The organism is Streptomyces halobius, from assembly GCF_023277745.1.
GTDB classification, from domain to species: Bacteria; Actinomycetota; Actinomycetes; order Streptomycetales; family Streptomycetaceae; genus Streptomyces; species Streptomyces halobius.
On the sequence record NZ_CP086322.1, the window covers coordinates 9228029 to 9239126 of the forward strand.

Sequence of the window (11098 nt, forward strand, 5' to 3'; positions counted from 1 at the left end):
AGTCAGTCCTCCTCGGCGAGGTGGGCGCGGCGCAGGTCGCACAGCACGGTGAAGGCCGCCGTGGCGGCTGCTTCTCGCACCTGCACGCGGAAGCGGTGGGCGAGCCGGTAGTGCCCAGGCCCGAGCTCGTCGGCGCCGTAGGCCATCCCTTGGTCCACCAGCCAGTCCAGCGCCTCTTTGATCACGCGCTGGGTGCTGGACTGCGACAGCTGTCGCGTCGGCGTCAGCTGGGAGGGCGGGAGTTTCGCGTACACGCGCCAGGCGGCCTGGAGCTCGGCGTGAGGCACCGCCAGGCCGTCCGCGTCCACGGCTGCTTCGCGGAGCCGGTCCGTGAGCCGCCGCAGGAAGTCGTCGACCTCAGTGAGCGAGGTCCGTTTGACGCTCTCTTCCTCCAAGTCCGCCGGGGTGGGGTAGGCGCGGGCCGCGATGGCGATGTGGACGAGCCCGAGGACGAGGCGGTCCTTGACCCCCAGCTTGGGGTGGTCTTTGAGACGGTAGGACAGCCACGAACCCTCCCGGGGGTGCAGGATCAGCCCTTCGACCTGGTGAGCTTCGATCAGGTCCATGTCCAGGCCGTCCGCAGCCGCGTCCACCGCGTCGCGGAACGGCCCGTTCAGGCGGTAGCGCTGCAGCAGATCCCGGTACTGGGGAATGCCCAAAGGCCGCAGGCGCGGCTGGCAGCCGAACCGCACCAACGCGGAGGCGTCGGCCAGGTCAGCCGGGGAGTAGACATACGCAGTAGTGGTCATGCCAGGACCTCCACGTCGTCCTCGGCGCACGTGGGATCGGGGATCAACGACTGGGCGGGGACGAGCAGCAGATCGCTGCCGGCGAGGGTGCCGAGATCGAAGACGGCGCCGTCGTCGAGGACCACCAGGAGTTCTCCCAGCAGGTCCGCCAACTCGTCCGCCATCGCCTCCTCCTCGTCCTCCTCGGGGTCCGGGGCGAAGGCCCGCAGGACACAGACGGCCAGCAGGTCGGCAGCCTCCACCCGGTGCGCCAGCGCCTGCTCCAGCAGCCGGGAGAGCCGTACCGGTGCACGCAGGGCTTCCATGAGCACGGTGCGGGCGATAGCGACGTCCTCCTCGCTGTACATGTCGAGTTCACCGGCGTCGTCGGCAATCAGCTCGATGTCCTCGTCGGGGCACGTCTCCTGTACCTCGCGCGCCGGGGCCAGCAACGATGCCCACCAGTCCCGAAGCCGCGGCCGGTGCGTGATCACCGGCCCGCCGGCCGCGTCGGCGAAGAGGATCACGACGGCCTCGGCGTCCTCGACACCGAGGCAGAGCACCGGCTCCAGTACGTCCTTCTGCATCCCCACGAGCGCCAGGCGCGGGGGAGGCCGAAAACGCTGCTCGGCCTGCGAGCGCAAGAACGCCGGACGGGCGTCGATGACCTTCTCCAGCAGCTGTGTGTGGCGCAGATGGGCCCGACCCAGCAACTGCAGGATCCGTTCGCAGGTACGCCGTACGTCCGCGTCCTCCACGTCGTTGCGGACCCCGCGCATGTACTCCATCAGTTCGCGCTCCACGCGATGCCGTTCACCGAGGTGTTCGCGGGACGCTTGCAGCAGCTTGGGCACGTCCTGACCCCAGTCCACCGCCCGCACATCGCGTTCGGTCTCCTCCAGTACCGCTCGCACCCGCTCGCAGTACATGAGGGACAGCTTCAGGCTCTCCGCTGCGCTCTCTTCCGCCCGGCTCCACCGGCCGGTATCCACCTGGCGGCGCAGCATCATGTCCTTCGCCGCCTGGACGTCCTCCAGGTCGTGGTCCAGCCCGGACAGCAGCAGGTTGATGGCCGGAGTCGTGGCCCGAAGCACGGCCTGGCCACGTCGACCGAAGCCCTCCTCCAGTATCCGCAGCGACAGGGTCACCCGGCTGTGCCCCTCGCGATAGTCGCTGTACGAGACGTCGAACTCCTCCCCGTCCTGCGCGTCATTCAGCAGCTCACGCAGGACGAACCGGGCCACCGCCAGGTGCTCCGAGGCATCCCGTTCGGGCGCCGCTGACGCCGCCAGAGAGGCAAGGAACTCCACCACCTCCTCGGTGGTTGCTTCCGCCTCCATCTCCTGACGGCTCACCACCGCTTCCAGCGCAGCCAGGGCGAGCGTGCGGGGGTCGTAGCGATCACGGGGGAACCGTTGCCACGCCTGCCTCTGATCGATCCGGTGCAACGGTGCTCCGCGGGCCAGGACTGAGCTGCGCCGGACGAAGCCAGCCTCGGCCACCAGCGCGTGCCACTCGTCAATACCGTCGGGGACTGGCGGTGCCGAGGCGAGCAGCCGCCGTTCCTCCCGGTCCAGCAGGGCCTGGACCATCGGGTCGAAGTCGTGATCCTCCGCACGGTTCGAGCCGTCGAGGAACGCCTTGTGTTCTGTCATGCCGTCAGTGCAGCAGTCAGCACTGACAAAACATACGAAAAGAGGCTATTTGGCCACCCATGCGGATCGCGACCAAACGGATGAAAACGACCCCTCTGGCATCGGAAGCCAGGCCGGCAACGCAACGACCTGCAACGCGCCCACCCCCAGTCCCTCCCCCACCGCGCGCTCCAAACCAGCGTGTGGCGAGCGCGTCAGGACCGTACGGCGCCGCTCGGTGAGCCGGATGTTGCCGATCACCCTGCCGAGCCCTCACTGCTGTGAAGACGGCCCGCCGGGCTGCCTTCCGGCGGTTCAATGCCGGCATGACAGGCGGAGACAAGGCGGGGACCGATGGTTAGTGCCCGAGACCGAGGGAGACAGCGCGGGCAGGCCGGAGGCGGAGTAGCAGCCGGGATGACAGGCTCACCTGAAACGGAAAACCCTTACCAGGAAACCACCCGGTTTGGCAGGTGAAGGCTACATTTCCGCAGCCGTCATTCCCAACTGCCAGGGAAGGTAAGAGCGTTGGTCCAAAGAACCAGTTCCGGACGCGATGCGGTTGTGGCCCACGGCCAGCACCAGGCGGTGACGGCCCGCCGGACGCGCCGGGTCGTCCATCACCTTTTCCATCCCCTTCAGCCACCGAGCACGCCCCACAGCATCCCGTTGCCCGATGCGTTCGAAGCCCAGCATGGCGCGCGCGAGTTCCGCCGCCTCCGGGTAGATCACCAGCGGTGCCGCCCGTACCTCCCGGGCTCCCAGCCCGGCCGCCCAGGCCCGCTGCACCCAGCGCGTGGTGTCCGGCATCCGCGTCCACCAGTGGACCGCGACCTGGAAAGCGTCGGCGAACAGCTCTTCGCCAGCCGGCCCCAGGCGTGCGGCGAGCCGCCGACGCGAGCGGTGCGCCTCCACCACCTCCTCAATCCGCGCCAGCCGCACGAACTCCGGATCATGGCTGCGGGGTCATCACACCAGTACGCGTGGCGTCCACAGACCTGCCAGCTGTCCGGCGACATCAGCCATGCCGCCTCACCGATTCCGCGGCCACGCGCGCACAGTGCGCAGTACCGCACGAGGTGCCCCGCGGGCGGCTCCCACGGCCACGTCCACACTGCCTCTTCTTGACCCGGCAGCAGCTGGGCTGTGCCCAGGCTGGGCAGGGCCCGCTGCAGAACGTCCGGGGGCCGATCGGCCAGAACGGCCAGGTAACGCAGCCCGGCCTCGTTCACGTACATCTCGGTGTACTGCGGGCACTTCTCCACCTGCGCAGGATCCGCGGACGCCTTGCCCTGCCCGACCCGGTCCAGGAAAGCCCGCCAGGCCCAGTCCGTTCCGGTGCGCAAGCCGTGTCAGCTCCGGGTCTCCCGCTGGGGGTGCCGCCCGCAGGCCGCCCTGCCCGGCTGCCGGGGCTCACATGTCGCATGCGGGCTGTCCCAGCTGCCAGGGCAGACATGACGCCGCCCCCAGCACCTCGGTGGGCTGTGCCACCTGCGTATGGCCGGGCGACAGCCGCAGCTCCTGCGGCAGGCCGACGCCCGACGCGGGCCTGCGGCTGCGCTCGCCGGCGGCCTCGGACGTAGCGGCGGCGGGGACGCTGTGCCGCTGCAGCCAGTCCATCAACGCCCATCGGCCGACCGGGAAGTCGACACCCCACTGGTCCATCTGCTCCCGCATCTGATCCATCCACCGGGTGCGGGCCTGCCCGTCGCGCTTGTTGGCGTGCTCGAAGGCGGCCAGGTGGGCGGCCACGGCCGCCGCCTCCGGCATCAGAACGAGCGGCGCCGTGGGCACCGCGTGCGCCCTCAGGCCCGCGTCCCGCGCCCGCTGCACCCAGCGTGGGGTGCCCGGCAGGTGTGTCCACCAGTGCACCGTGATCTGGAAGGCGTCGGCGAACAACTCCTCACCGGCCGGCCCGTATCGCCGGTGCAGGACCTCGCGCTCCCGGTGGGCTGCGATGGTCTCCGGCAGCAGCTTCAGCGACAGCCCCCACGTACCCCCGGTGGAGTCGCTGTCGGTAAACCGCAGATGCTCCAGGCAGACCCGCCAGCGGTCCGGGCTGATCATCCACACCGTCTCGTGCACCCCGCCGACGGCGGCGCACGTCCCGCACAGCGGCACCAGATGCCCCTGGCGCGGCAGCCACGGCCACGTCCACACCGGCTCCATGCCGGTGGTCGGCTCCAGCAGGTGGGCGGCCGTGCTCGGCAGATCCTCCTGCAGCGCACGGGCCGTGCTCCCGCACAGCACCGCCAGATACTCAAGCCCCTGCTCGTTGACGTACAGCTCGGTGGTGGAGGGGTAGGCCCGCACCCGCGCCGGATCCCGCGAGGCCTGCCCGAAGCCCACCCGCTCCAGCAGCTCCTCCAGCTGAAGTCCCTGACCGTGTGCCAGCCGGCTGACGTAACTGCCGGTCGACTCCCCCCGCACCGGCGGCACGTGCACCGGTAGCGGCTGCCGAGGGCCGAACAGCCATGCCTGGGCCGCCTGTTCACCCCACCCCCTGCCCCCTCCCTGCTTGCTGGTGGCGGCCGCCACTCAGCAGCCCGGCGCCTGTCATGCTGCGCCGTCTCCGTGTTGTCGAACCCTCCTCACCGGTCCAATACGCCAGAAAGGGTGAACTGGCCTCGAAAGGGCAACCGGCCACCATATCCGCGCTGACCATGAGATTCCCGGTACATGATCACGAGGGGGAGACCGGTGCTCGGGACCGCATCCGAAGACCAGCTCACCGAAGACCAGGAAGATCCGTTCGTCACCCCGCTGCGTGGCCACCAGGCCATCGCCGTCCGTAACGCCGTCTCCGCGTTCCTCGACCACTACGCCCGCGCCAGCGTCGTGATGGCCACCGGCACCGGAAAGACCCACGTCGCCCTCCACGTCGCCCACCGCATCGCCCCGCACGGCAATGTGATCTCTTCGCCCCCAACATCCAACTGCTCTACCAGACCGCACAAGTCTGGCATCGCGAGGGCCGCCGGGGGCTGTACCTGACCGTCTGCTGGGAGGACGGCGGCGGCACGGTGCCCGGCGGTCTCCTGCGCGTCACCTCGGCCGAGGAACTGGCCCCACCACGCCGCCCGGGCAGCAGCCTTCGGGCCGCTGAACGTCTTTTGCACCTATCACTCGCAGGCGAAGGTCGAAGAGGCCCACCGGGAGCATCACCTCGCCCGCTGGGACCTCATGATCTGCGACGAAGCCCACCGGACCGCCGGCGACGGCAACAAAGCCTGGGCGCACGTCCTGGACGATGCGCTCATCCCCGCCCGCTACCGCCTCCACATGACCGCCACCCCCCGCGTTCTGGCCCCCGACGCAGGCGAGGACATCCTCGGCTCCATGGACGACCCGCGTCTGTACGGGCCCGTCGTCTACCGCCTCTCCCTGGCCGAAGCGATCGCCCAAGGACTCCTGGCCGACTACGAGATCGTCGCCGTCGAAGTCACCGAGAACGACCTCAGACAGGCCCTGCGCAACCCCCGACGCATCGACGCCACCAGCGAAGGCCTACGCCTGGCAGCCGCACAGGTCGCCCTCCTGCACGCCCAGCACCTCTACGACCTCAGACGCACCCTCACCTTCCACACCTACATCGCCGACGCATCCGCCTACGCCGACACCCTCGCCGAGACCGCCGAGTTCATGCCGCCGTACATGCGCTGCCGCCTGGTCAGCAACGTGGTCCACAGCAGAATCCGTCCCCTCGCCCGCCGCGAACGGGTCCAGGAATTCATCGACACCCCCGCCCCACGCCCCCCGCCGGAGAGGATCTTCCGCGGCGGGCAGTGCTCAGCAACTGCAACTGCTTCACCGAGGGCGTCGACATCCCCTCCCTGGACTCCATCCTGTTCGCCGAACCCAAGAGCAGCCCGATCCAGATCCTCCAGGCCGTCGGACGCGCCCTGCGCCAGACCCCCGGACAAGGCAAGATCGCCCGCATCATCGTCCCCGTCTACCTCAGCCCGGACGAGCAGCTCGAAGAAGGCGTCAAAGGCACCAGCTTCCACCTGCTGCACCAGATCCTCATCAGCCTCAGCGTCTGGGACGAACTCGTCTTCGACCGCATCCACTTCCTCAACGGCGACCGCACCCTGCGCCCCTACACCCCCGCCCGCCCGCTGCGCGCCGACGAACTGATCGACCTGCTCCACCCCAAACACACCCCCGCCCCCAACCAGATCTGGGATGCCGCCTACGCACACGCACAGGCATTCCACACCCAACACGGCCACCTGAACGTCCCGGCCGCTACCAAACCCCCGACGGCTTCTACCTGGGCTGGTGGCTGGGCACGCAGCGCAGCCTGAACCAGCACGGCATGCTTCTGCCGGAGCGTGCCGACGCCCTCGACCTGCTGGACATGCCATGGGAACACTCCCGCACCAGCATCGAGTTCACCCTCGACGTGGCGCGCGACTATGTAGCCCGGCACGGCCACCTGGTCCCAGCCCATGGCGAATCCCATGGCGGCATCCCCCTGGGCGCACGGCTCTCCCGGCTCCGCGCCGAAGCGGACCGCCGCGAACTGCCCTACTGCTACTACCGTGCCCTGAACGAGATCTACCCCTGGTGGAACAGCCGCTGGGACGAAACCGGGCAGTGGCGCCGCACCTACGCCGCCGTCGTGGCCGCCGCCCGCCGGAACAAGGTGCCCTTCCCCGACCACGGTTCCGAACAGGCCGAAAACCCCTACAGCGAATGGCTGGCAGACCAGATCGCCGCCCTGCCCCGCCTCACCACCACCCAGCACGAACTCCTCGGCCAGATTCCCCTGCGCCACCCTCTCGCCTACCTACTGCGCCGACCCGCGGATACTCGGCCTGGGCCTTCCACAAAGGACTGCGGGAGGCCTACCTGTTCCGCCGCGCCCACCAGCACCTCGCCGTCCCCGCCACTTACCGAGGCAACGACCAAGGCGACCCGCTCCATCTGCGACGCTGGCTGTCCGAACGACGCCGTAACGTCACCCGGCTCACCACACAGCAGATCAATGCCCTTCAGGCGCTGGACATGCGATGGCGCTGACCCACCGACCGCAAGAAGACCGCCCCCACCTCAAACGACGAACGACGATGAGGAACGAGGAGCTGTGATGCCGGCCAGTAAACCTGCCGAGAAAGCCGAGGAAGAGACCGCAACCAGCGCTGTCCATACACACTCCGAGGCGGGCCGGGTACACGATCTTCGCCGCCGTCCGTGTTGCTGGCGGACCCGAGCGATGTCTTGGCAGACGAGCTGTTCTACGCGACGGTAGAGGAATGTGAGGACTGCCGGACGGTCCTGCTCGACTGCGCCGCACAGGACGCGCGGGCGGTGAAAAAGCTGGTGGACTGGGCACTCTGGATCACCTCCGAAGTGCACGGCGGCCTTCCTGACGTACTCGTGGACCAAGACGCGCCCAAGGACTCTTTTTCCCCCTCGGTCACCTTCCGCCGCCTTGCCCAGGGATACCGCACGGGTCAGACAAACAGTGCTCAGCACAATGTCCGCGGACCAGAGCAGCGCCGGGAGGTGGCGGATGACGCTGTCACCCTGGTGGCCGGACTCGACCGGTACGGGGCAGACTTCCTCTACTGGTAACCGCCCTCTTGCCAGACCGCACCTGATCCCAAGGCAACGATGTGTCAAGATCATGGTGAGGACAACCTGATGCCCACCGCCCCCAGCCCCACGAGCTGCTCGCCCACTCCGGCTCCCCCCGAACGCCGTACGCTGCGCCCTGATCACCGCATCGTCACCGCCGGGGTCAACAACGACCTGCAAACTCTCGACGACGCCTGGACCACCGACGTCCTTCCCGATCTGGTTCCCAGTGGGGCCAGTACGAGTACGTCTCCAACATCGGCTTCGCCGCCTGAACCATCCGCCAGCGGCCTTCCGCGGCAGGCCTTGGCGAGCTGCAGACGGTGCTCGCCTCACCGAACGGCCCTTACGCAGCCGGCTCGTCGCCGATCTGAAGTTCGTTCACCCACTCCTGGGCCGCCGCGAGGTTCGGTGCGGTGCCGACCACCTGGTAGGTGAAGTCGTCCCCACTCCTCCAGGACCCGTGGCTCGTCGGGCCGGAGGTGGCCGGCGCCGCCGTGCACCGGACGGTGACGGCGGTAGATGTCCATCGGCGGGCGGCGGCGCTTGTTGTATGCGGCGAGCGGGTCGTCGGCGTTAACGCGCGGGACGGCGCGGGAGGGCTGGTTGGGGGGTCCGGGACGCGAGTGCTTGCCCATGCGCTCGATGGTCTCAGGCGGCGATCGTGGTCGGGCGTGCGGCGGCGAGATCCCGCGCCCGCGTTCGTACATCGTCGACGGCGGCGGTCTCGTACGGGCGGGCGCGTCCAGCAGGGTGTTGAGCCGGGAGGCGACGAGAGTGGAGTCGATGCGGGCGGCGTCGTCGAGTGCCTGGTGGGCCGCGGCGGCACCCTGCTCGGCCTCGCCCTCGTCGAACAGCGCGGCGGCGAGCCCGACGCGGTCCATGACGCGGACGCGGCCGAAGCCGGGCTTCCTCAGCGTGAGGGCGTCTTCGAAGTGGATGCTCGCGGGCTGCTTGCTCCGGCCGAGTCCGGTGAGGTCGCGGGCGGAGACCGCGCGGGCGCCGGCGTGCTCGGCCGCGTCGAAGTACGCCACCCACTCGGGGATGTCGTCGCCGAGCCCGCCTGCCAGGAGCTCGTCGGCATCGCCAAGGTGCCGCTCGGTCTGCTGCTGGTCGCCGAGGGCCGCGTGCACCCGCCCGGTCTGCGAGGCGACCAGCGCCTTCGTCGCGGGCAGTGTGGCCTTCTTGGCGGCGACGCCGAGCAGGCCGAGGGCGTCCTGCGGGTGCCCGAGGTAGATCATCTGGTGGGACATGCGGGTGACGATCTCCACCCCGCGGTCGCGCTGCCCGGCCTCGCCGGCGGCGTACGTGCCGTAACTCCACAGGCGCTGGGCGATGCCGTAGCGGCCTGCGTCATGGCTGACCCATCCCGCGAGCGCCGCCAGGTTGGCGGTCGCCGCGAACACCCGGGTCTTCAGCGTCGGCGGGACGCCGTCCTGGATGCGGCGGGCGACCTCGTCGAGCTGGGCGACGATAGCCGAGCGCTACAGGGCGCCGCCCTTGGAGGCGTCGGCCTTGGTGAAGAAGGCGGTCACCTCTTCGAGGGCGGTGACGGTGTCGGCGTCGAAACCCTTGCGGTCGTGGTTCAGCGCGCGGGCGGTGCCGCCGAGCATCCGTTCGGCGGCGAGGATCAGCGGGGCGCCGAGGGCGAGCTTGAGAGTGTCGCGGCGGTTCATGAAGTCCATCTGCGTCCATCCGGCCAGGGCCTGGGCGGCTGCTTCGGTCAGCAGCGGGAGCTGGATGCTATCCAGCACCGGGCCGGTGGCCGTCAGGCCGAGATCACCAGGCGTGAGCGGCTGGCCGACCGCGTCGGAGAGGACTTCCGCGAGCAGGGCGGGCACCGGCGGGCGGGGCTTCTCGCCGTCGATCCACCGCCGGATGCGGGTGGCGTCCGGCGCGATCTGCCGGTGGCCTCGGGCTTTGCCCGCCGCGGCGATCCTCCGGGCGATCTCGCCGTGGGACAGGCCCGTCGCCGCGATCCACAGTGCCAGGTGCGGGTTGCCGGATCTGCTGCCATCGCCTTCTCGCCCTCCCCGCTGCGTATACGGAGCGTGGCATTTTCGCCACGGTTCGCGACCCCTACGGTACTGGTCAGGGCCGGTGTCGGGCACCGATTCTGCTCAGGCGGCAGCCGCCCGGTTGACCGCTTTCGGCATGAGGGGAAGGGATTTCGCATGGCGACGCTTGCACCCGAGGCTCCGTGGGCGATGCGGCTAGTCACCGACCGGCTGCCGGTCGGCCCGCCGTCGTACGCGACGGTGACGCTGGACGCGTCCTCGCAGACCGCCCGCTACACCGACAGCGCCGGCCAGGTTGTGGAGATGGGCAAGCACGGCACGTCGAGGACGACCGGCACCGCGTCGATGTCCGGGGGCGGCGACGGGCAGAACCCGCAGCCGCAGGCCCAGGACGACCACACCACCGACTACGAGTCGGACTGACCGATGGCCTCCACCGTCCTGGTCGTCACCGCGCTGGAAGACGTCACCGCGGACTGGGTCATCGCCGCTGAACGAGCGTGAGGTGCCCGTCGTACGCGTCGACCCCCCGCCGTCGGACCGGCCCTGACCTTCGGGTTCCGTATCGGCGTACAGTCCCGGCGTGGGGCGGGCGGCTGCGCACCGGCAGCCGGGAGGTGGAGCTGGGGGAGGTGGCGGCGGTCTACTACCGCCGCCCCACCCCGTACGCCGCCCGGTACGAGCACCTGCCCCAGCAGCAGCGGGAGTTCGCCGCCGCCGAGGCGAGACACGGACTCGGCGGCGTCCTCAACGACCTGCACGGCGCGCTGTACGTCAACCACCCGTCCGCCGTGACCCGCACGGACTTCAAGCCCGCCCAGCTCCAGCGGTTCGCCGAGCTCGGCCTTGCGATCCCGCCGACCCTGGTCACCAACGACGTCGAGCAGGCACGGAAGTTCGCCGCCCGACACGGCCGTGTCATCTACAAGACGTTCCGCGGCCTGCCCCGCAGCGAGGACGGGCACACCGGGGCTATCTGGGCTCAGCGCGTCGATCCGGATTCCTTCGACGACTCGCTCGCGGTGACCGCGCACCTGTTCCAGGCGGAGATCCCCAAGACCGGCGATGTGCGGGTGACCGTGGTCGCGAAGAAGGTGTTCGCCCAGCAGATCGCCGCCCCGGACGGCGCGCTGGA

Annotated in this window: 11 protein-coding genes and 2 pseudogenes; 7 read left to right on the top strand and 6 right to left on the bottom strand. The window is 69.7% G+C overall.

What is annotated here, in order from left to right; translation table 11 throughout:
* Positions 1-2: 2 nt before the first annotated feature.
* From K9S39_RS41795 to K9S39_RS41810, 4 genes are all read right to left on the bottom strand, one after another.
* A complete protein-coding gene (locus K9S39_RS41795; RefSeq protein ID WP_248861256.1) occupies positions 3-749 on the bottom strand; it encodes a hypothetical protein in 747 nt (248 codons plus the stop codon).
* Entirely contained in the window at positions 746-2383 is a 1638-nt protein-coding gene (locus K9S39_RS41800) for a hypothetical protein (protein ID WP_248861255.1), read from the bottom strand. Before K9S39_RS41800 ends, K9S39_RS41795 begins: the two co-directional genes overlap by 4 nt.
* Positions 2384-2842: 459 nt before the next feature.
* Positions 2843-3304, bottom strand: a complete 462-nt coding sequence (locus K9S39_RS41805) for a hypothetical protein (protein WP_248861254.1) — start codon at positions 3302-3304, stop codon at positions 2843-2845.
* Between the two features lie 471 nt (positions 3305-3775).
* Positions 3776-4807: a TniQ family protein gene (locus K9S39_RS41810; RefSeq protein WP_248868533.1), complete on the bottom strand. Its 1032-nt coding sequence runs from the start codon at positions 4805-4807 to the stop codon at positions 3776-3778.
* Positions 4808-5062: 255 nt separating this feature from the next.
* Here K9S39_RS41810 and K9S39_RS41815 point away from each other — a divergent pair, with 255 nt between their 5' ends.
* The 5 genes and pseudogenes from K9S39_RS41815 (at position 5063) to K9S39_RS41825 (ending at position 7942) form a co-directional block, all read left to right on the top strand.
* Positions 5063-5356, top strand: coding sequence for a DEAD/DEAH box helicase family protein (locus K9S39_RS41815; RefSeq protein WP_248861252.1), 294 nt, complete (start codon positions 5063-5065; stop codon positions 5354-5356).
* A gap of 108 nt (positions 5357-5464) precedes the next feature.
* A pseudogene (locus K9S39_RS43285) lies at positions 5465-5650 on the top strand (DEAD/DEAH box helicase family protein); the annotation flags it as partial.
* Between the two features lie 497 nt (positions 5651-6147).
* A complete protein-coding gene (locus K9S39_RS41820; RefSeq protein WP_248868534.1) occupies positions 6148-6669 on the top strand; it encodes a helicase associated domain-containing protein in 522 nt (173 codons plus the stop codon).
* Positions 6670-7060: 391 nt separating this feature from the next.
* A complete protein-coding gene (locus K9S39_RS43290) occupies positions 7061-7387 on the top strand; it encodes a helicase associated domain-containing protein (protein WP_406708112.1) in 327 nt (108 codons plus the stop codon).
* 171 nt (positions 7388-7558) lie between these two features.
* Positions 7559-7942: a hypothetical protein gene (locus tag K9S39_RS41825; RefSeq protein ID WP_248868535.1), complete on the top strand. Its 384-nt coding sequence runs from the start codon at positions 7559-7561 to the stop codon at positions 7940-7942.
* A gap of 335 nt (positions 7943-8277) precedes the next feature.
* Here K9S39_RS41825 and K9S39_RS41835 read toward each other — a convergent pair whose 3' ends face one another.
* Positions 8278-9351: a hypothetical protein gene (locus K9S39_RS41835; RefSeq protein ID WP_248868536.1), complete on the bottom strand. Its 1074-nt coding sequence runs from the start codon at positions 9349-9351 to the stop codon at positions 8278-8280.
* A 78-nt stretch (positions 9352-9429) separates the two neighbouring features.
* A complete protein-coding gene (locus tag K9S39_RS41840) occupies positions 9430-10056 on the bottom strand; it encodes a hypothetical protein (RefSeq protein ID WP_248868538.1) in 627 nt (208 codons plus the stop codon).
* A 63-nt stretch (positions 10057-10119) separates the two neighbouring features.
* On the opposite strand from K9S39_RS41840, the gene K9S39_RS41845 reads away from it, so the two are divergent.
* Together K9S39_RS41845 and K9S39_RS41850 are read left to right on the top strand one after the other, a co-directional pair.
* Complete coding sequence (locus tag K9S39_RS41845) at positions 10120-10386, top strand: putative ATP-grasp-modified RiPP (RefSeq protein ID WP_248861247.1); 267 nt, start codon at positions 10120-10122, stop codon at positions 10384-10386.
* A 194-nt stretch (positions 10387-10580) separates the two neighbouring features.
* Positions 10581-11098: pseudogene (locus K9S39_RS41850) on the top strand (ATP-grasp ribosomal peptide maturase); the annotation flags it as partial.

Coding starts and splice junctions, on each gene's coding strand:
- K9S39_RS41845 (WP_248861247.1), top strand. CDS start 10,120: ATGGCGACGCTTGCACCCGAGGCTCCGTGGGCGATGCGGCTAGTCACC.
- K9S39_RS43290 (WP_406708112.1), top strand. CDS start 7,061: ATGGCTGGCAGACCAGATCGCCGCCCTGCCCCGCCTCACCACCACCCA.
- K9S39_RS41795 (WP_248861256.1), bottom strand. CDS start 749: ATGACCACTACTGCGTATGTCTACTCCCCGGCTGACCTGGCCGACGCC.
- K9S39_RS41800 (WP_248861255.1), bottom strand. CDS start 2,383: ATGACAGAACACAAGGCGTTCCTCGACGGCTCGAACCGTGCGGAGGAT.